This is a genomic window from Yersinia sp. 1652 StPb PI (assembly GCF_041538345.1).
In the GTDB taxonomy this organism is placed as follows: domain Bacteria; phylum Pseudomonadota; class Gammaproteobacteria; order Enterobacterales; family Enterobacteriaceae; genus Yersinia; species Yersinia enterocolitica_E.
The window spans coordinates 529132-552332 of the sequence record NZ_JAULSM010000002.1; the positions used below are offsets into that span (position 1 = coordinate 529132).

Below are 23201 nucleotides of genomic sequence, written 5' to 3' on the forward strand. Positions count from 1 at the left end.
ATCATGGGTTATTTTACGCGGACACGATCAATATAGGTCACAAAGGCTGCCAGTTGGCTGGTAAGGAAATCCAACGTTCCTTGATCAATCAACGCCTTGGCTTGCTCATCCACTTTGCTTTGAATCACGCCACCCATAAATTCAGGCTTATTCATCACCATCGCATCAAGGAAAACCAGGATCTGACGTAAGTGATACTGGCAACGTGCTCCACCCACCGGCCCCATTGAGCTGGTTTGAATAGCAACTGGCTTGCCTGCCAGTGGTTGGTTTGGCAAGCGAGACAACCAGTCGATCGCATTCTTCAATCCACCTGGCACCGAATAGTTATATTCCGGTGTGACGATGATAACCCCATCAGCTTGACGAATCTGCTCAGCAATAGCTTGAACTGTAGCCGGGAAGCCGTCTTCCTGCTGAACATCAGCATCATAAAGCGGAATATCACGAATAGAAGGCAGTGCTTCAATGGTGACGCCTGAAGGGGCTAATTTAGGCAGTGCGCGGGCTACCATCGCATTGTAAGAACCATTACGCAGGCTACCCAGTAGGGTAACAATTTTAAGGGATTGCTGTGGCATGACATACTCCCGTTCAGTAAATGGATGAGGCTTTATACCCGTCATCTTTCTTATTGCAGGTGTGTTGGCCTCTCACCTGCATTTTGAAATCTATTGGCTATTTGTTACCAGAGTAGGCCAAACTTATGCGATAAAACAATGACTATCTCGCGTATGACGACATTTAAACATCACTTAAATTTGTGTTAGGGGGGGAATTATTACGCTGAAACTGTGACCGCAGGAGAGGAACGGAAAAATCGTTTTTATCAGTCATCAAGTCTGTGCGCAAAATGCCGTTAATAGATCTGGAGCTATCCAGCTCTCTTAATTGAGCGACACGATAATGCTAAAAACCACTCAAGCCCGCTTTACTTTACTCGTCAGTGCGTTTTTTATTTTATTACTGATAATCACCGTGGTGGTTATTCAGCTTTTTGTGACACCACAACTCAAACAATCTGAAAGTACCATTGTTGGTAATAGCGTTGACCAAATTGCGACGGCAATCACGGCGCAAATGAACAAAGTGGAAGCGCAAGCCCGCAGCATTACACAGGCTGTTGCCATTATGGACAGCAATAGCATTGATCAACTATTACCGGGGCTGGTGGATCAGTACGGCGACAGTAATGTGTTTGGTGGTGGCATTTGGCCATTACCTAATAAACGTGAGCAAGGGGTGACTAAGTTCAGCACTTTCTTTGCCCGTAATGGAGAAAATAAGTTAACGGTCAACACCCATTGGAATTCGCCAGAATCACAAAATTATTTTGAGCAACCATGGTACAAAGATGGCTTAAATGCGCCTAAAGGCTTCTGCGCGTGGGCTAAGGCCTACCAGGATGATGCCAGCCCACAGCCAAGAACCAACTGCGCGATGGCAATTTATAAAGGTGATGAGGCATACGGTGTTTCAACCATTGACGTTACCTTAGGTTTCTTTAACCGTTTGGTTAAAGAAATGGAACAGAAAGTGAATGGCACTATTCTGATTGTCGAAGCTGATGGCAAGATTGTCGGCAGCAGTGCTCTGGCGGATGGCAAAGCCGAATTAAAAAATCTGTCTGACTTTGCGGCCAACTCGCCGATGGCGGCTGAAACCCAGCGGTTACTGCCGCAGTTAAAAGATCAAAAAGCACTGGAGAGTGAATTTGATGTCGATGGAACCTCTCACACCCTGTTTATTCGCCCGATCGCCAATAGCCCATGGTATTTGGTTACTGACTTACCAACCAGTTTATTGGTGAAACAGAGCCACGCCATCCTGTTGCATCTGGGGTTAGTACAGATTCCAATTATGCTGTTATTGCTTTTGTTACTGGTGTTTTCTATCCGCGTCTTTATGAAACGCTTAGCGGCTTTGAAAGAGAATATCACTGCATTATCGGCGGGAGGGGCTGATTTGACTCAGCGCTTACCGGAAAGTAATAGCCCGGAATTCAATGCAATTAACCAAAGTTTCAACAATTTTATCGACTATTTACAGCAAATGATGCGGCAAGTCGGTGAAAGTAGCCTGGCTATTGCCTCAGCATCGCGCCAGATAGCTAGCGGTAATCTGGATTTATCCGCCCGTACTGAAGATCAGGCCAGTTCAATTGAACAAACCGCAGCCTCAATGGATGAACTTACCAGCACGGTGAAACAAAATGCGGATAACGCCAGTCACGCCAACCAATTGGCGAGAGATGCTTCTACTGTTGCGGTGAAAGGTGGCAAGGTGGTGAAACAGGTGGTGGATACCATGGGTTCAATCAATCATTCATCGAAGAAAATAGTCGATATCATTAGTGTGATTGACAGTATCGCCTTCCAAACCAATATATTGGCACTTAATGCGGCGGTAGAAGCAGCAAGAGCGGGTGAACAAGGCCGTGGTTTTGCGGTGGTGGCATCAGAAGTGCGTAATCTGGCGCAGCGTTCAGCGACATCTGCTCGTGAGATTAAAAAACTGATCGAGGACTCGGTGGCTGATATTGCCATTGGTACTGGCTTGGTGGCTGACGCGGGCACCACTATGGATGATTTAATGAGCGGGGTGTCCAATGTGGCGGCATTAATGAATGAAATCATGTCATCCAGTCAGGAACAAAGTTTGGGTATCGAACAGGTTAATCTGGCAATCAATCAGTTGGATAATTCAACCCAGCAAAATGCGGCGCTAGTGCAACAAGTTGCTGCTGCGGCTCAGGCGATGCAGGATCAAACTTTACAGTTGGAGAGTGTGATTAGCGGCTTTAAGGTTTAATCAATGGAGTGTAAAGGGGTGACCGTACCTAAGGGCGCTTCGGTGGCTTACGCACTTGTATTTGAAACTAAGAGCGACCCCAACGGCACGTTTCCCCTTCATTTGACTTGTTAGTTATCTGAATCCCCTCTGTCTAGCTGAAAGGGGGGATTATTTATCACTCACGGCGAATTTTACTGGCAAATAAATTTCCCAGTGATTGGATTAACTGCACGGTGATAATCAATACAATGGCCGTGGTCACAGTGACGAACGTATCAAAGCGCTGATAGCCATAGGTTATAGCCAGATCACCAATCCCACCGCCGCCGACAGTACCTGCCATGGCGGTAGCACCAATCAAGCCAATGGTGGCTGTGGTCAGTGCCAATATCAAAGATGACAGTGCTTCGGGTAATAGAAAATACCAAATCGCCTGAAGGGGCGTGGCACCCATCGATTTTGCTGCCTCGAGAATTCCGGGGTTAACATCTAATAATGAATTTTCTACTAATCGGCCAATATAAGGTGCGATAAAAATAATCAATGGCACGATGGCCCCTGGTGTTCCGATAGTGGTATTCACGATCAAGCGGGTGAGTGGGATAATCGCTACCATCAAAATAATAAAGGGCAGTGATCGGATGATATTAATCACCGGGTTAAGAATATTATAAAAAGTGCGATTGTTAATTAGCCCTCCGGGCCGGGTTACCACCAATAAGATTCCCAGTGGGATACCAATAAGAGAACCGATCACCAATGAAATACTGACCATAACCAGTGTGTCGTGTAGCGCCTGGACAAATTGGTCCAACGTAATTGCGGTTTCGATCATTAATGTATTTCCTGTATATCAATTCCTGTTCCAGCCAGATGCGTGACGGCACTATCAATGAGGTTGTTGTCACCGCTTAACAGCAGCACCATATGACCCAATGTGGTGTCTTGTATCTCCGACATGTTGGCAAATAGAATATTCACGCCCACATCATATTGCCTGATAAGTTGATTTATCACCGGTTGCGTCGCAATCGCCCCCATAAAGGCTAAACGAAATTGGCGGCCAGCATGACTGCTATCTAACAGTTTTCTCACACTATCGGGCAGGCTATCCTTGATTACGGTGCGGACGAAATTAAGGGTTGTGGGGTGAGTGGGGTGGCCAAAAACCGTTAATACCGAACCCTGCTCAATTATTTGGCCGTTTTCCATAACCGCGACCTTATTACAGATTTTTTGAATGACGGACATTTCATGGGTAATCAGCAACACTGTAATATTGTATTGCTGATTAATTTTCTTCAGTAATAATAAAATCTGGGCGGTGGTTTGTGGATCCAGTGACGATGTGGCCTCATCACACAGCAGAATTGATGGATTGGTTGCCAGCGCACGAGCAATACCTACCCGCTGCTTCTGCCCCCCCGATAATTCATTAGGAAAACTATGGCTCTTATCACCTAACCCAACAAAATCCAGCAATTCAGCGACGCGCTCCTGAATGAATTTTTTATTTTTACCTAATAAGATGAGCGGCATAGCGACATTCTTAAAAACAGTTTTTGACTCCAGTAAGTTAAAATTCTGGAATATCATTCCGATGTTTTTTTTAAGTAGCCTGAGTTGCTCATGACTAAAATCATGTAGATTATTACCATCAATAATCACATCACCGGATGTTGGACTTTCCAATGAGTTTACCATTCGTAATAAGGTGCTTTTCCCTGCACCGCTATAACCGATAATGCCAAATATATCGCCATCTTCGATGGTTAAACTAACATTATTAAGCGCTTGTAGCTTTACACCTTTACGCTCAAAGGTTTTAGAAATATGCTGAAGTTCAATCATCAGATTATTCCATTACTTAAGATAATCAGGCAGCATATAACCGGTGTATTTCTCATTTCCCAGAATGTATTTTTTGAACTCCGCCGAGTGGTATCCCGCAATAATATCCTTGGCAAATTCTGCATCTTTATTTTTACCGGCGACAGTTACCACATTCACAAACTGTGTGGTTGGTTTTTCAAGTTGCAGTGCTGAGCTGAGTTTTATACCGTTAGATACAGCAAAATTACCCTGAATAGCACCAAAGTCGACATCGGGTAATGCTCTGACTTGCTGGGCATTATCCATCTCTTTGATCACCAGATGGTACGGATTTTCTGCTATGTCTTTTTGCGAGAAGGTCGCTGGATCAATTTTTTCCTTTAGCTTTATCCAGCCGATAGATTGCAATAACAGTGCTGCGCGGTACTCATTTGAGGGCTGGTTAGGGACTGAAATCAAAGCACCTTCTTTGGGTTTTTGGTCTTTTTGGCTTTGCTGATATTTATCAGAATACAGTCCCATCGGTGGCGTTGGGACCTGAACAATACCGGTATTATCAATCCGCAGACGCTCATTTATCGCTTGCAGATAAATAGGGTGTTGCATGATATTGCCATCAATCTCGCCAGTGCTAACGGCATTATTAACCTGGATACCATCATTAAAATCTTTATATTCGATGCGATAGCCTTTGTTGATCAGATAAGGGGCTACACCTTTTTCAAATTGTTCTTTATAAGGGCCAGGATTAAATCCCAATTTGATAACTTTATTTTCTTCACTATGGGCATTTAGTGAAGTAACAATAATTAAACTAAATAAAGGTATCGTTAGTGAACGCATTCTCATCATAATTTCCCTGTGGAATAGTGTTAATTTAGTCTCTACCAGAGGCTTTATTTATTATGTTGCCGGTTATTCTTTTAGCTAAAAGCGGGATAACTAAGAATGAAATCATTCAAACATTGCGGGGATGAAGCGTAAACGAAGAAAATGATCTTAGCTTATCTATTATAGAGATAATGGATTTAGTGTTTTTTATTAGGCGATTGGAACGAAAGGCGGATTATCAACCCGCTGCGTACAAATTGCGCAGCGGGTTCTATCGCTATAACCGGAGTTTAGCCCTGAATCAGATTAGGGATTTTTACATCAGGATTTACGTCAGCGTCATAATCCACACCGTCGACGGCAAACCCAAACAGGTTTAAGAACTCAGTCTTATAACCGGTAAAGTCAGTCAATTGGTAGATATTGTCATTGGTGACTTGATCCCACAATGCTTGTACCTGGTTTTGAATTGCTGGTGCCAGTTCTTTGTAGTCAGCACGTAAACGGCCATCGGCGTCCAGATGCGGTGCCTCACCACACAAGCTGTCTTTATACAGCGAATAAACTTGCTCGATGCAGCCTTCATGAGTGCCTTTTTCTTTCATCACCTTGAATAGTAATGACAAATACAGTGGCATCATTGGGATAGCGGAGCTTGCCTGAGTCACTACCGCTTTCAACACGGATACCCGGGCATCACCGCCACCATGGGCAGCCAAGCTATTGCGGATAGTCAGAACTTTTTGGTCCAGATCCTTTTTGGCTGCGCCAATAGAACCGTTCCAATAGATATCATGAGTGATTTTTTCACCCAGGTAAGTAAAGGCGGTAGTTTGTGCCCCTTCAGCCAGCACGCCAGCTTCCAGTAGCGCATCAATCCACATCTGCCAGTCTTCGCCCCCCATCACTGCTACCGTGTTGTCTATCTCGGTTTGAGTTGCGGGTTGTAGCACAACTTCTTTGATAACTTCTTTATCGGTATCCAGGCCACGGAATTTAACTTCATGGCCGATTGGCTTCAGTGTGGAGTTAAACACTTCGCCGGTTTTTGGATGAGTGCGGCGCGGCGAGGCCAGGCTATAGATAACTTGATCAACCTGACCCAGATCTTGCTTAATAGCCTCGATGGTCAGTCGTTTGATCTCATCGGAGAAAGCATCGCCATTGATGCTTTTCGCATACAGACCTTTCTGCTCAGCAAACTTGTGGAAAGCTGCGCTGTTGTACCAGCCGGAGGTCGCCGGTTTACCTTCTTCTCCTGGGCGTTCAAAGAAAATACCCAGCGTATCGGCACCACAACCAAATGCTGCTGTGATTCGAGCTGCCAGCCCGTATCCAGTTGACGCACCAATCACTAATACTCGTTTTGGGCCGTTAGCAATTGGGCCTTCTGCTGTGACATAGTTGATTTGCTTTTTGACGTTAGCTTCACAGCCCGCCGGATGAGCAGTCACACAGATAAAGCCGCGTACACGTGGTTTTATAATCATGGATACCTCAGTTTATGAATAAAGTTAAGTGTTCGAGCTACCGTCGGTCGAGACTCTAACAGTTCGGACTCATAGAGTCAGATTATCAAAATTAGCGATAATCTGCTCCAGCTCTATAACATCACACTCATTTTCCGATACAAAAACTGGAGAAAATGCGCCCCAGTAAGTCATCTGAGCTGAATTCGCCGGTAATTTCACTCAATGACTGTTGTGCTAAACGTAGCTCTTCCGCCAGTAACTCACCGGCGTAAGCGCTTACTAACTGTTCGTGGCCTTGCACCAAATGCTGGGCAGCGGTTTCCAACGCTTGCAAATGGCGTCGGCGAGCCAGGAAGCCACCTTCGGTGTTACTGGTAAAGCCCATACTCTGCTTAAGATGGCTACGCAGCAGATCAATACCTTCGCCGGTACGGGCCGATAAGCGAATAAGTGAGTGACCATTCACTTCGGTTAACCCCAGCGATTCACCTGTGACATCCGCTTTATTGCGCACCACGGTGATGGGCAGAGTCGATGGTAGGCGGGCCATAAACTCAGGCCAGATAGCGGCCGGTTCGGTGGCATCAGTCGTCGTACCATCAACCATAAACAGTACGCGATCTGCTTGTTCTATCTCATTCCACGCCCGTTCGATACCAATGCGCTCAACTTCGTCACTGGCTTCACGTAAGCCAGCAGTATCGATGATATGCAATGGCATCCCATCGATATGAATATGTTCCCGTAAAACATCACGAGTTGTGCCTGCGATATCGGTTACGATTGCCGCTTCACGGCCCGCTAACGCATTGAGCAGGCTTGATTTACCGGCATTTGGGCGGCCGGCAATGACCACTTTCATCCCTTCACGCAATAAGCTGCCTTGCCGTGCTTCAGTGCGCACCTGCTCAAGATCGGCCATCACACCGTTCAACTGGCCTTCAATCTTGCCATCAGAAAGGAAGTCAATTTCCTCATCTGGGAAGTCAATGGCAGCTTCGACGTAGATTCGCAAGTGAGTAAGTGCTTCCACCAATTGATGGATTTTAACTGAAAATGCACCCTGCAATGAATTTACTGCTGAGCGGGCGGCTTGCTCCGAGCTGGCATCAATCAGGTCGGCAATCGCTTCTGCTTGAGCCAAATCCAGCTTGTCATTTAAAAACGCGCGTTCAGAAAACTCACCCGGACGGGCAATGCGCAGCCCTGGCAGCGCCAGAATGCGTTTTAACAGTAAATCCAGTATAACCGGACCACCGTGACCTTGCAGTTCCAGCACGTCCTCGCCAGTAAAGGAATTGGGGCCGGGGAAGTAGAGAGCGATACCTTGGTCTAATGTACTGCCATCAGTATCTTTAAACGGCAGATAATCGGCATAGCGAGGCTTGGGCAATTTGCCCAAAACCGCCTGCGCCACGTCTGTGGCAGCACGACCTGAAACACGTAAAATACCAACACCACCACGGCCTGGCGGGGTTGCTTGTGCCACGATAGTATCAGTGGTGCTCATGGTTATTTCTCTCTTTAAAAGAATAAGGCGGTCATATAGCTATGACCGCCTCATATACCCTTCTTAATTGCAGTCGCAGCGTTTGTTAGCTGCTCTCCCCAGTTACTGACGTATGCCAGTGACTGGGGTATCTATCATGTTAAGACTGTTTCTTCTTATCGCGGCTATGTAAACCACGTTTTTCCAGACCACGATAAATCAACTGCTGTTGCAGGATGGTCACCAGGTTACTGACGATATAGTACAGTACCAGACCAGCCGGGAACCACAGGAAGAACACAGTGAAGATAACTGGCATAAAGGTCATTATCTTCTGCTGCATTGGGTCCGTCACGGTAGTTGGTGACATCTTCTGAATGAAGTACATGGTGATACCCATCAGAATCGGCAGAATGTAGTACGGGTCTTGTGCTGACAGGTCATGAATCCACAGGATGAATGGCGCATGACGCAACTCAACGGAACTCATCAACATGTAGTACAACGCCAGGAAGATAGGCATCTGAATGACCAGCGGTAAGCAGCCACCCAGCGGGTTAACCTTCTCAGCTTTGTACAGCGCCATCATCTCCTGACTCATACGCTGCTTATCGTCACCGATACGCTCACGCATGGCAGCCAGTTTAGGCTGTAGCAAACGCATTTTCGCCATCGAGGTGTATTGCGCTTTTGTCAGCGGGTACATGATACCGCGCACGATAAAGGTAATCACGATGATGGAGAAGCCCCAGTTACCGACAAAGCTGTGAATGAATTTCAACAGTTTGAACAGTGGCTGAGAAATAAACCATAACCAACCATAATCAACAGTCAGGTCCAGATGTGGCGCAATGGCCGCCATTTTGTCCTGAATTTCTGGGCCAACCCATAAGGTAGCACCCAGTTGTTTCTGCTCACCCGGTTGAATAATAACTGGCGCACCTTTAAAGCCGATAGCCGCCAGACCATTACCCAAATCAGAAGAGTAGAAAGTGTTGGTTTCATTAGCTGCCGGGATCCAGGCGGTTGCAAAATACTGTTGCAACATGGCTACCCAGCCACCTTTGGTGGTGATGTCCATATTTTTGTCTTCGATATCACTAAAGCTGTATTTTTTATATTTAGTGTCATCAGAAGAGTAAGCCGCGCCACGATAGGTGTGCAGCGCAAAGTTATTGCTGCCGGTATCACGGTGTTTAGGCAAATTGATGCTTTGCTTCAACTGGCCAAACAGCGTCAGCTCCAGCGGGGCAGCAGAGGCGTTTTTAACGTGATAATCCACGCCAATGGCGTAATCGTTACGTTTTAGCACAAAAGTCTTGGTGAAAACGGAGCCATCTTTGCCGGTAAAGGTCAATGGAATACGCAGTTCATCCTGACCGTCAGCCAATACAAAGCTGGTTTGAGGCGCTTCAAACAGTGGGCGCTCACCGTTAGCTGGATTATCCGGGCCGCTTTTGCCTGTCAGGCCGCTTTGCGCCTGATAGACGAAAGCTGGAGTGGTTTCCAGTAATTCGAAAGTTTTATCTGAACCCAGAGCATCCGGGTAAGCCAGCAGGTTAGCCTGCTCGATGTCACCACCACGGGTATTAATGGTCAGAGACAGCACATCAGTTTTTACAGTAATCAGTTGACCCTGACCACTGCCGGGCACAGCCTGGCTTGCTTTATCACCGGTAGCAGTATTCGCAGTCTGTTGCGTGGTCTGAGCGGCTGGTTGTGGACTGTTATCCACTTGCCAGGCTTGCCAGATCATGAAAGACACGAACAGCAGAGCGATGAGTAGAAGATTGCGTTGCGAATCCATCGTTAGTGTTCTCTGTTATCGTCGGGTTTCGGCGGCACGGGATCATCGCCACCTGGGTTCAAAGGGTGGCATTTTAATACGCGTTTCAGTGTTAACCAACTGCCTTTTATCATCCCAAACCGGCGCAATGCCTCAATTCCATAATGAGAGCATGTCGGATGGAAACGACAACGCGGCCCCAGCAGCGGACTAATCACGAGCTGATAGCCCCTGATTAGCCCGATCAGGATGCGGGAGCCTGGCGACAGTGGCGACGCCATAATTTTTCCAAAGCTTCCGTCAACGCACGGTTATCGAGGTCAGCCACACCCTTTTTCACCAAAACGACAAAATCCATAGACGGTAACGTATGCTGATGCAAACGGAAGCTTTCGCGTGTGAGGCGCTTTATCCGGTTACGTTCGTGAGCACGTTTGACATGTTTTTTGGCGACGGTAAGACCGATGCGGGGATGCCCCAGCTCGTTCAGGCGGCCGAGGATGGTGATTTGCGGCGTGCCAGCCCGTTGTGGCTGCTGGAAGACAAAAGTGAAATGACTGGGAGTTAACAAACGTAACTCCCTAGGAAATGCTAGCTTAACCACTGAGATGGTTAGCTTTTATTACTTAGAAACAGTCAGACGAGTACGGCTTTTCGCACGACGGCGAGCCAGAACTTGACGACCATTTTTGGTGGCCATACGAGCACGGAAACCGTGGCTACGGTTGCGCTTCAATACGGACGGTTGGAAAGTGCGTTTCATAGCGATTTCTACCTAAACTTAAAATAATTACTGATTCAGTAAACGCGTTTGGCTGCTCGGAGTGAAGACACCGACGCCTCAATCGCAACATATAAAGAAGCGGGATTGTAATAATTGTACAGTCCTGAGTCAATTGACATTGCGCCCGCCCGCACAGAAGTTTTCTGTATCGGGAGTTTACCAAGAGCCTGCCCGTGTTCACCGCTGGTTTCTTTTTGGCCAAAGCCATCAAGGACACAGGCATCACACGTAGGGCTGAGGATTATACGGACTCCCAGACAAATCGCAAGGATCACCGTGAGATCCTTTGTGGATTAATGAGGATCAGTTGTTAGAAAAGGGGAAGGTGATACCAGTATATTCTGAAATATTTTGCGATCATTGCTGATGAGGGACACGAAAAGCTGTGCACTGGGTTACACTCCTAACAGAAGTTATGTCCTGTGGATAAAAAGGATCTAATCTGTGAGGAAGGGGAGGATCTATTGCTCCTTTTGCGCTATGATCCGCCATTCCGATCGCATCCGCTACTCTGGATCACTACTCCGGGATCGCAGGGGGATGTTAGTCGTAAAAACAACCGAAAAACGGTTCGCATGTCACTTTGGCTTGCTACAGGCCATATTGGCGTGTGTCAAAAACGATGAGTTACAAAAAATCCTGATTTCTTTCTTTTATTGATCTTGTTCGAGTGGAGTCCGCCGTGTCACTTTCGCTTTGGCAGCAGTGTCTTGCCCGATTGCAGGATGAGTTACCTGCCACAGAATTTAGTATGTGGATACGCCCCCTACAGGCGGAACTGAGTGACAATACTCTGGCGCTTTACGCCCCTAATCGTTTTGTACTGGACTGGGTCCGTGATAAGTACTTAAACAATATCAATGGCTTACTTAATGACTTTTGTGGTTCCGAGGTTCCTTTACTGCGTTTTGAAGTAGGGAGTAAACCGGCGGTAAGAACACACAGCCATCCAGTAACCGCCAGTGTTAGTGCACCTGTCGCTCCGGTTACCCGCAGCGCCCCTGTACGCCCGAGTTGGGACAGTTCGCCCGCTCAACCTGAACATTCTTACCGTTCGAATGTGAACCCGAAGCACACATTTGATAACTTCGTTGAAGGTAAATCCAACCAACTGGCTCGTGCTGCGGCACGTCAGGTTGCTGATAATCCGGGTGGCGCATATAACCCGTTATTCCTCTATGGCGGTACAGGTTTGGGTAAGACTCACCTGTTACATGCAGTAGGGAATGGCATCATGGCGCGTAAAGCCAATGCCAAAGTGGTTTACATGCATTCGGAGCGTTTTGTACAGGACATGGTTAAGGCCTTGCAGAACAACGCGATAGAAGAATTTAAACGCTATTATCGTTCCGTTGATGCATTATTAATCGATGATATTCAGTTCTTTGCCAATAAAGAGCGTTCCCAGGAAGAGTTTTTCCACACCTTTAATGCCTTATTGGAAGGTAATCAGCAGATCATTTTGACCTCAGATCGCTATCCAAAAGAGATCAATGGCGTCGAAGATCGTTTGAAATCGCGTTTTGGCTGGGGTTTAACGGTTGCTATTGAGCCGCCGGAACTGGAAACCCGAGTCGCGATCCTGATGAAGAAAGCGGATGAAAATGATATTCGCTTGCCCGGTGAGGTTGCGTTCTTTATTGCCAAGCGTCTGCGTTCCAATGTGCGTGAGCTGGAAGGGGCATTGAACCGTGTGATAGCTAATGCCAACTTTACCGGTCGGGCAATCACCATTGATTTTGTTCGCGAAGCTCTGCGTGACTTGCTGGCATTGCAGGAAAAGCTGGTTACCATCGATAATATTCAAAAGACTGTCGCAGAATATTATAAAATTAAGGTCGCTGACCTGCTCTCCAAACGGCGTTCTCGTTCGGTGGCCCGCCCGCGCCAAATGGCGATGGCGCTGGCAAAAGAGTTAACCAACCACAGCCTGCCTGAAATCGGCGATGCGTTTGGTGGCCGCGACCATACCACGGTGTTGCATGCTTGCCGCAAGATTGAGCAATTGCGTGAAGAAAGCCACGACATCAAAGAAGATTTCTCTAACTTAATCAGAACATTATCCTCCTAGCGCTATGAAATTTATCATTGAACGTGAGCATCTGCTAAAACCGCTGCAACAGGTCAGTAGCCCGCTGGGTGGACGTCCTACGTTGCCAATTTTAGGTAACTTGTTGTTGCAAGTGACCGAAGGCTCTTTGTTGCTGACGGGGACCGATCTGGAAATGGAGATGGTCGCGCGTGTTGCGTTGTCAAATCCCCATACCCAGGGAGCAACCACCGTACCGGCCCGGAAGTTTTTTGATATCTGGCGCGGTTTGCCAGAAGGGGCAGAAATCACGGTGGCACTGGATGGTGATCGTCTACTGGTGCGCTCTGGCCGTAGCCGCTTCTCGCTGTCTACCCTGCCCGCGGCGGACTTCCCTAATCTGGATGATTGGCAGAGTGAGGTAGAGTTCACCTTACCGCAAGCCACACTGAAACGTCTGATTGAGTCCACTCAGTTCTCGATGGCTCATCAGGATGTGCGCTATTACTTGAACGGTATGCTGTTTGAGACTGAAGGTGAAGAGCTGCGCACTGTGGCGACCGATGGCCACCGTTTGGCGGTATGTTCCATGCCAATCGGGCAGACATTACCTTCACATTCGGTGATCGTGCCGCGTAAAGGTGTGATGGAGCTGGTCAGGTTATTGGATGGAGGTGATACACCACTGCGCCTGCAAATCGGCAGCAACAACATCCGCGCGCATGTGGGGGATTTTATTTTCACCTCTAAGCTGGTTGATGGCCGTTTCCCTGATTATCGCCGGGTATTGCCGAAGAACCCTGACAAAACGCTAGAAGCGGGTTGTGACTTGCTGAAACAGGCTTTTGCCCGAGCAGCAATTTTGTCAAATGAGAAGTTCCGCGGCGTTCGGCTCTATGTCAGTCACAATCAGCTCAAAATCACCGCCAATAACCCTGAACAGGAAGAAGCGGAAGAAATCCTCGATGTTAGCTACGAGGGAACAGAAATGGAGATCGGTTTCAACGTCAGCTATGTACTTGATGTGCTGAATGCACTGAAATGCGAAGATGTGCGCCTGTTATTGACCGATTCGGTCTCCAGTGTGCAGATTGAAGACGGTGCCAGTCAGGCTGCGGCCTACGTTGTCATGCCAATGCGTCTTTGAACTATAGCGGGCTATCTTACTTGCCAGCTTGGGATTGGGCAGTGCTCACCATCCTCACGTACATTAAGTACGCTCCGGTGGTTGTGCGCTGTCCGCACCCAATCTGTCTGCGACAATTACGCCCTCTTTCAGAGGTAATGCGAACGCCCTTGATGGTTTGATGTTCAATAATGAAGACATTTGCAGCATGGCTCTGACACGGTTGTTAATTAAAGATTTTCGTAATATCGAATCGGCAGACTTGGCGCTGGCGGCGGGGTTTAATTTTTTAGTTGGCCCCAACGGTAGCGGTAAAACCAGTGTGTTAGAGGCGATTTATACCCTTGGCCATGGTAGGGCCTTTCGTAGTTTACAAGCTGGCAGAGTGATCCGTCATGACTGTGCCGAGTTTGTGTTACATGGCCGGGTTGATGTGAATGAACGTGAATCATCTATTGGGCTAAGTAAAAGCCGCCAGGGTGATAGCAAGGTGCGGATCGATGGCACTGACGGCCACAAAGTGGCCGAATTGGCGCAAATGCTGCCCATGCAATTGATCACCCCTGAGGGGTTCACCTTATTGAATGGCGGGCCAAAATTCCGGCGCGCTTTTTTAGACTGGGGTTGCTTTCATAATGAACCCGGTTTTTTTACGGCCTGGAGCAATCTAAAAAGATTACTTAAGCAGCGCAACGCCGCGCTGCGCCAGGTTAGTCGCTATGCGCAAATCCGGCCTTGGGATCAGGAAATTATCCCACTGGCTGAACGCATTAGTGAGTGGCGGGCGGCATACAGTGATGCAATTGCGGCAGATATTTCAGCCACATGCGCCCTGTTCCTGCCAGAGTTCGCCTTGAGTTTCTCTTTCCAGCGCGGTTGGGATAAAGAGAGTGACTATGGTGAGTTGCTGGAACGCCAGTTTGAGCGTGACCGCGCGCTAACTTATACCGCCATCGGGCCACATAAAGCGGATTTCCGCATTCGGGCCGAGGGTACGCCGGTAGAAGATTTGCTATCGCGTGGTCAGTTGAAGTTGCTGATGTGCGCACTGCGGTTAGCGCAGGGTGAGTTTCTCACCCGACAGAGCGGGCGGCGTTGCCTGTATCTGCTTGACGATTTTGCTTCCGAATTGGACACCGGCCGTCGTCGATTATTGGCCGAGCGTCTCAAGGCTACCCAGGCACAGGTTTTTGTCAGCGCAGTGAGTGCTGAGCAAGTTGCCGACATGGTAGGCGAAAAGGGCAAGATGTTCCGCGTGGAACATGGCAAAATAGAGGTTCAACCACAGGATTAAAAATGAGCGAGAAACGTTGATGTCGAATACTTATGACTCCTCAAGTATCAAGGTATTAAAAGGGCTGGATGCGGTTCGTAAGCGTCCGGGCATGTATATCGGTGATACTGATGACGGTACCGGTCTGCACCACATGGTATTCGAGGTTGTGGACAACGCTATCGACGAAGCCCTCGCTGGCCACTGTAAAGAAATTATAGTCACCATCCATTCGGATAACTCTGTTTCTGTGCAGGATGATGGCCGTGGTATCCCAACCGGTATGCACGAAGAGGAAGGGGTATCAGCCGCAGAGGTCATCATGACCGTGTTGCATGCTGGTGGTAAATTTGACGATAACTCTTACAAAGTTTCCGGCGGTTTGCACGGCGTGGGTGTGTCCGTTGTTAACGCCCTGTCTGAAAAGCTGGAATTGGTTATTCGTCGTGAAGGAAAAGTTCACGAGCAAACCTACAAAATGGGCGTGCCTCAGGCACCACTGAAAGTGGTGGGTGAAACCGATCAGACCGGAACGACCGTGCGTTTCTGGCCGAGTTTCCAGACCTTTACCAATAACATCGAATTCCAGTATGAAATTCTGGCTAAGCGTCTGCGCGAGCTGTCATTCCTGAACTCCGGTGTATCAATCAAACTGAAAGACAAGCGTAACGACAGAGAAGACCACTTCCATTATGAAGGGGGTATTCGGGCGTTTGTTGAGTATCTGAATAAAAACAAAACCCCGATCCACCCGAAAGTGTTCTATTTCTCCACCATGAAAGATGATATCGGTGTGGAAGTGGCATTGCAGTGGAACGATGGTTTCCAAGAAAATATCTACTGCTTCACCAATAACATTCCGCAGCGCGATGGTGGTACTCACTTGGTGGGCTTCCGCACGGCGATGACCCGTACGCTGAACAGCTATATGGACAAAGAAGGCTACAGCAAGAAAGCGAAAATCAGTGCCACTGGTGATGATGCCCGTGAAGGCCTGATTGCTGTTGTTTCTGTTAAAGTGCCGGACCCTAAATTCTCCTCACAGACCAAAGATAAATTGGTTTCTTCTGAAGTGAAAACAGCGGTCGAAACGCTGATGAACGAGAAGTTGGTTGAGTATTTGCTGGAAAACCCAAGCGACGCCAAAATCGTGGTTGGCAAAATTATCGATGCTGCCCGTGCACGTGAAGCTGCACGTAAAGCGCGTGAAATGACACGCCGTAAAGGCGCGCTGGACCTGGCAGGTTTGCCAGGCAAACTGGCAGATTGTCAGGAACGAGATCCGGCGTTGTCCGAACTCTACTTAGTGGAAGGGGACTCTGCGGGCGGCTCTGCGAAACAAGGCCGTAACCGTAAGAACCAGGCCATTTTGCCGTTGAAAGGTAAAATCCTGAACGTTGAGAAAGCGCGCTTTGACAAAATGCTTTCTTCACAGGAAGTCGCAACGCTGATTACTGCATTGGGTTGTGGTATTGGCCGGGATGAATATAACCCTGACAAACTGCGCTACCACAATATCATTATCATGACCGATGCCGACGTGGATGGTTCTCACATCCGCACGTTGCTATTGACCTTCTTCTACCGTCAGATGCCGGAAATTATTGAGCGTGGCCATGTGTTTATCGCTCAGCCGCCACTGTATAAAGTGAAAAAAGGCAAACAAGAGCAATACATCAAAGATGATGATGCTATGGAACAGTATCAGATGACACTGGCACTGGATGGCGCTGCATTGCACGTCAATCCTGAGGCACCACCGCTAGTGGGCGAGCATTTTGAGAAACTGGTTGCTGAGCATTATAGCGTTCAGAAGACCATTGCTCGTATGGAGCGCCGTTATCCGCGTGCTTTGCTGAATAACCTGATTTATCAGCCAACCTTGAAAGAAGAGGATTTGAGCGATAAAGAAGTGGTGACACAGTGGATTGATTCGCTGGTGGTGTTACTGAATGAAAAAGAGCAGCACGGCAGCAGCTACAGTTCTGTGGTGCGCGAAAACCGTGAGCGTCAATTGTTCGAGCCAATATTGCGTATCCGTACCCACGGTGTAGATACCGATTATGATCTGGACTTTGATTTTGTCCACGGCGGTGAGTATCGCAAGATCTGCCTACTGGGCGAAAAACTGCGTGGCTTAATTGAAGAAGGCGCATTTGTTGAACGTGGCGAACGCCGAGTGCCGGTTTCAAGCTTTGAAGATGCGCTGGACTGGTTAGTGAAAGAGTCTCGCCGTGGCTTGGCAATTCAGCGCTATAAAGGCTTGGGTGAAATGAACCCAGAACAGTTGTGGGAAACCACCATGGACCCAACCAGCCGCCGTATGCTGCGAGTGATGGTGAAAGATGCCGTTGCAGCGGATCAATTATTCACCACCCTGATGGGTGATGCGGTTGAGCCTCGTCGTGCCTTTATCGAAGAGAATGCGTTACGCGCAGCCAATATCGATATTTAATCTGATAAGCGATTGATCGGATAGAAAGCCCAGAGCGGGAAACTGCTACTGGGTTTTTTTTTGCCAAAACCCTAAATATCTTTAATGCAGGAAACAAGGCTCTTAATGTAAAAATAAAAGGAAACTCTCTTTTCTCAATAAGGACTTCATCGTCTCTTGTCGCTAGTCTTGCGTTAATAATTTTTTTAATATTCACGTAGGAGAGGTATGTGCATGGGATTAGCAGCAGAATTATTTTGTGAGGTTCGTGATGGCAGATTGGGCAGAGTAAGATTTTTGGTTTGTTATATTGCTACGTTTATCTTGCCATTATTGATAGGTTTATTTGCTGGCGTGCCTTTCTTTTTAGCCTATGAAAACGCTAATGTATCAAATTTTATAATTGCTATTTTAGGCTGCATGATTGTAGTGATGGCTTTTTTTCTGGTGTTTGCCTCAGCAAATATTGAGGCAAAGCGGTTTCGGGACATTGGATTACCGGGTTGGAGCATGTTCACGGTACATACTTTGTTAGGCATTATCAGCCAATTCTCAGAAAATTACCTTTGTACTTTCGCTTTTATCATTTACCTGTTCATTATCTTATGCCTATTTTGTATTCCAACCAATTTCTTTGGTAGTAATGCATAGTCTGAACTAACATCATTTTCTCGCATTTTTATGCTGAATCGCGTTAGCATGAGGCATTCGCTATATAAATGTGAGGGCCTATGGCTATTGAATTAATCGCTATCGATATGGACGGCACGTTACTGAATCCGCAGCACGAAATCACTCCACGGGTAAAGCAGGCTATTGATGCTGCCCGGGCGAAAGGGGTCTGTGTGGTATTGGCCACGGGTCGGCCCTATATTGGGGTCCAACGTTATTTACGTGAATTAAATATGCAAAACAGTGGTGATTATTGCATCAGCAATAACGGTGCGTTAGTGCAAAAAGCTGCCACGGGTGAGTGTATTTTGCAGGAAACTATCAGTTTTGAGGACTACCTCTATTTCGAGGCTTTATCGCGCAAAATGGATGTTAGCTTCCAGGCTTTTGATTTTGATACCTTATATACCGCGAACAAAGACATCAGCAAATATACCCTACATGAAGTGTTATTGACCGGTATTCCATTGAAATATCGTGCAATCGAAGAGATGGACCCAACATTACGCTTTCCTAAAGTGATGATGATTGACGAGCCAGAAAAACTGGATCGTGCCTTAGCGATGATGCCAGCCGAAGCTTTTGAGCGTTTCACTATCATGAAGAGTGCACCGTTTTATCTGGAAATCCTGAGTAAGCGAGTGGATAAGGGGACTGGGGTGAAAATGCTGGCAGATCACTTAGGCATTGCGCAGGAAAATGTGATGGCTTTGGGTGATCAGGGTAATGATATTGCGATGGTTAACTATGCTGGTGTCGGTGTTGCAATGGGGAATGCTATCCCTGAATTGAAAGAGATAGCGCAGTTTGTCACATGTACCAACAGTGAAGACGGTGTGGCGGTAGCGATAGAGAAATTTGTACTTTGATATTTAACTGATGCAGTAGCTCATTAATTTGCTGCTCGGATCAGGTTTCGGTTGATATTCGATTTGTTGCTATTGCCGACCGTTATGCCTCAACCGAGCAAGAGGGCTGGCCGGCCCTCCTGCACCTGCGGCTTGCGCGAAATATTGTGGCTTCGCCATACCCTCCGGCAGCTTACCGGCTAATCGAACCGGTGCTAACTCGCTCCCAGCTCGACAGCACCTTTCGCCGCGTCCATGCGGCTCATTCGGCCTGTAAACTTTGTCGGCAATATTCCTGATTGCGCTCAAGGTCAACAGAGAGAATCTAAAAGCCTACCCTCTCTTTTATCACCCTAGAATCCCTTTCACTATTTGCACATCCTGAATCCCTAATCCGGTTAAATCCGCCAGAGTAATCTGTTGGTCATTATCTCTAAAAGAGATACCTTGCGCTAAAACTGAACCCACCTCAGTTAAGGTGTGAGTTGCTAATAGCCCTTGCTGGAATGCCTGCGAAATCTCACCAAATTCTGAGCATTGCGCCCATGAGTCCAGCAAGATTTTATCGGCTTTAGCTACCAGTTCAGGGGATAGCTCATGTTTACCTGCACTATCTGCACCGACCGCCGTAATATGGGTTCCTGGCTGAATATCCGCCGCTTGCAAGATAGGTTCTCTGCTCGGTGTGGTGGTGATAATCAACTGGCAGTGACGGGCTAACTCTGCGGCATTCAGTGTGGTATTAACCTCGAAACCTTCATCTTCAGCATACTGCCGATACTCCTCTAATGCCGTTTCACTGCGACCCCAAACCCATAGCGCACGGCATGCCACCACACTTTTTAGGTACATCAGATGTAGCCGTGCCTGCATACCGGTACCGATGATACCAATAGCACTGATATGTTTTGGTGCGCAAAGCTCGGCGGCAATTCGCCCGGCCAGCGCAGTACGCAGCGCAGTTAACCACCCCTCATCGAGCAAGATAGCTTGTGGCTCGCCAGTAAGGGCGGAAAAGGCCATCATCAGCCCTTGATTACTGGCCAATCCTTGCGCGGGATTATCATAGAAACCGCCGGAAACCTTTACCACGAACTGACTGTCACCCTGCAAATACCCACTTTTAATACAGCAATCACCGTTGGCTTGCCCAAACAGCAAATGTTGCACTGGGGGCATTTGCACTTGCTGCTGGCTATAGGCAATAAAGCCCTCTTTGAGCAGCAAGGTGATGGCATCTGCATCGAACTTGTCAAGGATCTGTTGCTTACTCAAAATTAGCATTCGGCGATGGCTCCCAGATATTTTTCCAGTACGATATTTTTACCGCACAGTACCACTGCCACTTTCTTACCTTGCCAACGTGGTGCCAGTTTCAACGCTGCCGCTAATGCCACACCAGCGGCACCTTCAATCATCCAACGGTCTGTGTGGGCAATCAACCGCATGGCATCTTTGATTTCCTGCTCACTCACCAGGACTTTCTGATCGATCAACTGTTGGCAAAGTGCGAAGGTGATGGCTCCGGGTTCAACACCTCCGGCAGTACCGTCAGACAGGGTTTCCTGCTCTGCCACTTCCTGAATTTGGCCATTTTGCAGGCAGGTATACATGCTGGTGGCATTCGCCGGCCAGCAACCAATCACCTGTGTTTTATCCGATAATTTCTTTAAAACTGTCGCAATACCAGAAATCAGGCCACCACCGCCAACGGCCACAAACACCGCATCAAGGTCTGGTTGCTGTTCCACCATCTCCATGCCACAGGTACCTTGCCCGGCAATCACTTGCGGGTCGTTATAAGGAGAGATATAGACTTTGCCCTGCTGCTCTGCGGCGATACTCGCAGCCAGTTCGGCATTTAAAGCATCACCCGCTACCAGTTCAATCTGGCCGCCCAGTGCGCGAATAACTTCCAGCTTGATAGCTGCCGCTTGCTCTGGCGCATATATGGTGGCTTTCACTCCTGCCAGTTTCCCCGCTAGCGCCATCGCCTGCCCGTGGTTACCGGTCGAGGCAGTAATAACACCGTTCTGGCGCTGTTCATCGGTCAACAAACGCAACTTGTTACTGGCACCACGAAATTTAAAAGAACCGGTATGTTGCAGATGTTCGCACTTAAGATAGATTTCGCAGCCACTGTGCTGCGATAGCAATGGGCTATATTCCAGCGGCGTCACTCTCACTTGTGGGCGTAATACCTGATGAGCTTCTTTAATGGCATCGAATAATGTATTCATGACGGTTCCTTAAAATCCTTTAGCTGGTTTTTATATTTTTCAAATGGTTATAAACAGTCGCCCGACCAATGCCGAGGATTTTTGCCACGTAACCGGCTGCATTCTTACCGTTGAATGCGCCCTGTTGATAGAGGGTCTCAATGAGCATCCGGCGGCTGGCATTATTCAAAGCTGCTAGCGTCAGCTGCTGCTGCTGTAACCAATGATGGATATAAGTGTTGATGCGTTCCTGCCAATCATCCTGAAACAGCACATCCGGTTGTGGCTGTAGTTGCTGCCCTGACAGGAATAGCTCCAGTGCTGCTTTGGCACTTTCAAATACAGTGATATCCAGATTGATACATAACAATCCAATCGGCTGCCTATTGTCATCACGTAATACCGTGCTGATGGAACGCAGTTGGCGGCCATCCCAATTACGCTTTTGGTAAGGCCCGATCACCTGTGAGTGCTGATCAAATCGCAACTCACTGAGATTGGAGTCTTCCCCTAATTCCCGCTGTGAATAGTTGTTGGCGATATAAACCAATTTTTGGCTGGTTAAGTCATGAATGACGACTTCTGCATAGGGAGAGAAAAGGGTGGCGATTGCATCGGCAATGGGCTGATATCGATTAAGCATAGGTCATTTTATTTGGAATTAAAAATCCATATTAGACTTTTATTTCTAAATGCACAGGGGTTATGCCGTTTTTTTCATTCATTTTGTGATGGATTGCTTATTTTGCGATCCAAATTGTAGTACAAAAATAAAATATAGCTCTACAATCTGTTTTGTGTTGAATGACAAAATTTGAAAATTGTGCGGCGTTGTGGGGACGGTTAATCAAGAGATGCGTAAAGTAAGGGAATCATTATTGGTTAACCTGAAATAACCGGAGCGAACATGACAAAAGAACAACTCAGTAAAACAGACCGCATTATTTTGGTTATTGGTCAGCAGATTGTTGAAGGCAAATATCCACCGGGCTCACCGTTGCCTGCCGAAGCGGAAATTTGTGAGGAATTTCAAACCTCTCGTAACATGATTCGTGAGGTTTTTCGGGCGCTGATGGCAAAGCGATTGATTGAAGTGAAACGTTTTCGTGGGGCGTTTGTCCGGCCCCGTAATCAGTGGAATTATCTCGATACCGATGTACTGCAATGGGCGCTGGCCAGTGATTATGACCCACGTTTAATCAGTGCGATGAGCGAAGTGCGTAATCTGGTAGAGCCAACTATCGCCCGCTGGGCTGCCGAACGGGCAACCTCGAAAGAGCTGGCGGTGATTGAAACGGCACTCAATGAAATGATCGCCAATCATCAAGATAGAGACGCATTTAACGAAGCGGATATCCGCTATCACGAGGCGGTATTGGCTTCGGTACACAATCCGGTATTACAGCAACTCAGTGTGGCAATCAGCTCTCTGCAACGGGCGGTGTTTGAACGAACCTACATGCCTGATGAAGAAAACATGCCGCGCACATTACAAGAGCATCAGGATCTTTATGACGCTATTCGCCATCAAGATGCTGATGCGGCAGAACGGGCTGCGTTAACCATGATAGCCAGCTCCGCTAAACGGCTAAAGGATATTACATGAGTGAGC

Annotated in this window: 21 protein-coding genes; 8 read left to right on the forward strand and 13 right to left on the reverse strand. The window is 47.6% G+C overall.

The genetic code is table 11. The annotated features are described in order from the left end of the window. Positions 1-8: 8 nt before the first annotated feature. Positions 9-581 carry an NADPH-dependent FMN reductase gene (locus tag Q2T71_RS19010; RefSeq protein WP_372560192.1) on the reverse strand — a complete coding sequence of 191 codons (573 nt, stop codon included), beginning with the start codon at positions 579-581 and terminating at the stop codon, positions 9-11. Positions 582-906: 325 nt separating this feature from the next. Between Q2T71_RS19010 and Q2T71_RS19015 the strand changes: the two genes are divergently transcribed. After that, positions 907-2811 (forward strand): methyl-accepting chemotaxis protein, encoded by a 1905-nt coding sequence (locus tag Q2T71_RS19015; RefSeq protein ID WP_372560193.1) that lies wholly within the window; start codon positions 907-909, stop codon positions 2809-2811. A gap of 157 nt (positions 2812-2968) precedes the next feature. Here the strand turns inward: Q2T71_RS19015 and Q2T71_RS19020 are convergent, their stop codons facing one another. The 9 genes from Q2T71_RS19020 to rpmH all read right to left on the reverse strand — a co-directional run bounded on the left by Q2T71_RS19020 (position 2969) and on the right by rpmH (position 10967). Next, entirely contained in the window at positions 2969-3628 is a 660-nt protein-coding gene (locus tag Q2T71_RS19020; RefSeq protein WP_372560194.1) for a methionine ABC transporter permease, read from the reverse strand. Further along, the gene (locus Q2T71_RS19025) at positions 3628-4644 is read right to left on the reverse strand and encodes a methionine ABC transporter ATP-binding protein (RefSeq protein ID WP_372560195.1); all 1017 of its coding nucleotides are present in this window, start codon (positions 4642-4644) and stop codon (positions 3628-3630) included. The genes Q2T71_RS19020 and Q2T71_RS19025 overlap by 1 nt, the downstream gene beginning before the upstream one ends. 12 nt (positions 4645-4656) lie before the next feature. Continuing rightward, positions 4657-5475: a MetQ/NlpA family ABC transporter substrate-binding protein gene (locus tag Q2T71_RS19030; RefSeq protein WP_372560678.1), complete on the reverse strand. Its 819-nt coding sequence runs from the start codon at positions 5473-5475 to the stop codon at positions 4657-4659. 272 nt (positions 5476-5747) lie between these two features. Beyond that, a complete protein-coding gene (fabV, locus tag Q2T71_RS19035) occupies positions 5748-6947 on the reverse strand; it encodes an enoyl-ACP reductase FabV (protein WP_372560196.1) in 1200 nt (399 codons plus the stop codon). Positions 6948-7074: 127 nt separating this feature from the next. Then, positions 7075-8439 (reverse strand): tRNA uridine-5-carboxymethylaminomethyl(34) synthesis GTPase MnmE, encoded by a 1365-nt coding sequence (gene mnmE / locus Q2T71_RS19040; RefSeq protein WP_372560197.1) that lies wholly within the window; start codon positions 8437-8439, stop codon positions 7075-7077. A 139-nt stretch (positions 8440-8578) separates the two neighbouring features. Next, positions 8579-10225: a membrane protein insertase YidC gene (gene yidC, locus Q2T71_RS19045; RefSeq protein WP_083161538.1), complete on the reverse strand. Its 1647-nt coding sequence runs from the start codon at positions 10223-10225 to the stop codon at positions 8579-8581. Positions 10226-10227: 2 nt separating this feature from the next. Beyond that, positions 10228-10485 (reverse strand): membrane protein insertion efficiency factor YidD, encoded by a 258-nt coding sequence (yidD, locus tag Q2T71_RS19050; RefSeq protein ID WP_032906726.1) that lies wholly within the window; start codon positions 10483-10485, stop codon positions 10228-10230. Beyond that, complete coding sequence (gene rnpA, locus Q2T71_RS19055; RefSeq protein ID WP_025380108.1) at positions 10449-10808, reverse strand: ribonuclease P protein component; 360 nt, start codon at positions 10806-10808, stop codon at positions 10449-10451. Before rnpA ends, yidD begins: the two co-directional genes overlap by 37 nt. An 18-nt stretch (positions 10809-10826) precedes the next feature. Beyond that, entirely contained in the window at positions 10827-10967 is a 141-nt protein-coding gene (gene rpmH, locus Q2T71_RS19060) for a 50S ribosomal protein L34 (RefSeq protein ID WP_004393543.1), read from the reverse strand. 703 nt (positions 10968-11670) lie between these two features. On the opposite strand from rpmH, the gene dnaA reads away from it, so the two are divergent. From dnaA to yidA, 6 genes are all read left to right on the forward strand, one after another. After that, the gene (gene dnaA / locus Q2T71_RS19065; protein ID WP_083161536.1) at positions 11671-13059 is read left to right on the forward strand and encodes a chromosomal replication initiator protein DnaA; all 1389 of its coding nucleotides are present in this window, start codon (positions 11671-11673) and stop codon (positions 13057-13059) included. A gap of 4 nt (positions 13060-13063) precedes the next feature. Next, positions 13064-14164, forward strand: coding sequence for a DNA polymerase III subunit beta (gene dnaN / locus Q2T71_RS19070; protein WP_005186756.1), 1101 nt, complete (start codon positions 13064-13066; stop codon positions 14162-14164). A gap of 187 nt (positions 14165-14351) precedes the next feature. Next, entirely contained in the window at positions 14352-15437 is a 1086-nt protein-coding gene (gene recF, locus Q2T71_RS19075; RefSeq protein WP_372560198.1) for a DNA replication/repair protein RecF, read from the forward strand. A gap of 19 nt (positions 15438-15456) precedes the next feature. Next, entirely contained in the window at positions 15457-17871 is a 2415-nt protein-coding gene (gene gyrB, locus Q2T71_RS19080; protein WP_372560199.1) for a DNA topoisomerase (ATP-hydrolyzing) subunit B, read from the forward strand. A gap of 213 nt (positions 17872-18084) precedes the next feature. Next, positions 18085-18501 (forward strand): DUF805 domain-containing protein, encoded by a 417-nt coding sequence (locus tag Q2T71_RS19085; protein WP_372560200.1) that lies wholly within the window; start codon positions 18085-18087, stop codon positions 18499-18501. A gap of 80 nt (positions 18502-18581) precedes the next feature. Continuing rightward, a complete protein-coding gene (gene yidA, locus Q2T71_RS19090; RefSeq protein ID WP_083161529.1) occupies positions 18582-19391 on the forward strand; it encodes a sugar-phosphatase in 810 nt (269 codons plus the stop codon). 327 nt (positions 19392-19718) lie between these two features. Here yidA and Q2T71_RS19095 read toward each other — a convergent pair whose 3' ends face one another. Genes Q2T71_RS19095 through Q2T71_RS19105 form a run of 3 tightly spaced genes read right to left on the reverse strand, consistent with a single transcriptional unit; the run spans position 19719 to position 22232 of the window. Continuing rightward, positions 19719-20654: an ornithine cyclodeaminase family protein gene (locus Q2T71_RS19095; RefSeq protein ID WP_372560201.1), complete on the reverse strand. Its 936-nt coding sequence runs from the start codon at positions 20652-20654 to the stop codon at positions 19719-19721. Continuing rightward, complete coding sequence (locus tag Q2T71_RS19100) at positions 20648-21610, reverse strand: threonine/serine dehydratase (RefSeq protein ID WP_372560202.1); 963 nt, start codon at positions 21608-21610, stop codon at positions 20648-20650. The genes Q2T71_RS19095 and Q2T71_RS19100 overlap by 7 nt, the downstream gene beginning before the upstream one ends. Positions 21611-21629: 19 nt before the next feature. Beyond that, complete coding sequence (locus Q2T71_RS19105) at positions 21630-22232, reverse strand: transcriptional regulator (RefSeq protein ID WP_083161522.1); 603 nt, start codon at positions 22230-22232, stop codon at positions 21630-21632. A 264-nt stretch (positions 22233-22496) separates the two neighbouring features. On the opposite strand from Q2T71_RS19105, the gene dgoR reads away from it, so the two are divergent. After that, the gene (gene dgoR / locus Q2T71_RS19110) at positions 22497-23195 is read left to right on the forward strand and encodes a D-galactonate utilization transcriptional regulator DgoR (protein ID WP_005186776.1); all 699 of its coding nucleotides are present in this window, start codon (positions 22497-22499) and stop codon (positions 23193-23195) included. The last annotated feature ends 6 nt before the right edge of the window (positions 23196-23201 follow it).

Bases quoted from the DNA above. Each gene is read 5' to 3' on its own strand.
- Q2T71_RS19010 (WP_372560192.1), bottom strand. From the start codon at position 581: ATGCCACAGCAATCCCTTAAAATTGTTACCCTACTGGGTAGCCTGCGT.
- Q2T71_RS19015 (WP_372560193.1), top strand. From the start codon at position 907: ATGCTAAAAACCACTCAAGCCCGCTTTACTTTACTCGTCAGTGCGTTT.
- Q2T71_RS19020 (WP_372560194.1), bottom strand. From the start codon at position 3,628: ATGATCGAAACCGCAATTACGTTGGACCAATTTGTCCAGGCGCTACAC.
- Q2T71_RS19025 (WP_372560195.1), bottom strand. From the start codon at position 4,644: ATGATTGAACTTCAGCATATTTCTAAAACCTTTGAGCGTAAAGGTGTA.
- Q2T71_RS19030 (WP_372560678.1), bottom strand. From the start codon at position 5,475: ATGAGAATGCGTTCACTAACGATACCTTTATTTAGTTTAATTATTGTT.
- fabV (WP_372560196.1), bottom strand. From the start codon at position 6,947: ATGATTATAAAACCACGTGTACGCGGCTTTATCTGTGTGACTGCTCAT.
- mnmE (WP_372560197.1), bottom strand. From the start codon at position 8,439: ATGAGCACCACTGATACTATCGTGGCACAAGCAACCCCGCCAGGCCGT.
- yidC (WP_083161538.1), bottom strand. From the start codon at position 10,225: ATGGATTCGCAACGCAATCTTCTACTCATCGCTCTGCTGTTCGTGTCT.
- yidD (WP_032906726.1), bottom strand. From the start codon at position 10,485: ATGGCGTCGCCACTGTCGCCAGGCTCCCGCATCCTGATCGGGCTAATC.
- rpmH (WP_004393543.1), bottom strand. From the start codon at position 10,967: ATGAAACGCACTTTCCAACCGTCCGTATTGAAGCGCAACCGTAGCCAC.
- dnaN (WP_005186756.1), top strand. From the start codon at position 13,064: ATGAAATTTATCATTGAACGTGAGCATCTGCTAAAACCGCTGCAACAG.
- recF (WP_372560198.1), top strand. From the start codon at position 14,352: ATGGCTCTGACACGGTTGTTAATTAAAGATTTTCGTAATATCGAATCG.
- gyrB (WP_372560199.1), top strand. From the start codon at position 15,457: ATGTCGAATACTTATGACTCCTCAAGTATCAAGGTATTAAAAGGGCTG.
- Q2T71_RS19085 (WP_372560200.1), top strand. From the start codon at position 18,085: ATGGGATTAGCAGCAGAATTATTTTGTGAGGTTCGTGATGGCAGATTG.
- yidA (WP_083161529.1), top strand. From the start codon at position 18,582: ATGGCTATTGAATTAATCGCTATCGATATGGACGGCACGTTACTGAAT.
- Q2T71_RS19095 (WP_372560201.1), bottom strand. From the start codon at position 20,654: ATGCTAATTTTGAGTAAGCAACAGATCCTTGACAAGTTCGATGCAGAT.
- Q2T71_RS19100 (WP_372560202.1), bottom strand. From the start codon at position 21,610: ATGAATACATTATTCGATGCCATTAAAGAAGCTCATCAGGTATTACGC.
- Q2T71_RS19105 (WP_083161522.1), bottom strand. From the start codon at position 22,232: ATGCTTAATCGATATCAGCCCATTGCCGATGCAATCGCCACCCTTTTC.
- dgoR (WP_005186776.1), top strand. From the start codon at position 22,497: ATGACAAAAGAACAACTCAGTAAAACAGACCGCATTATTTTGGTTATT.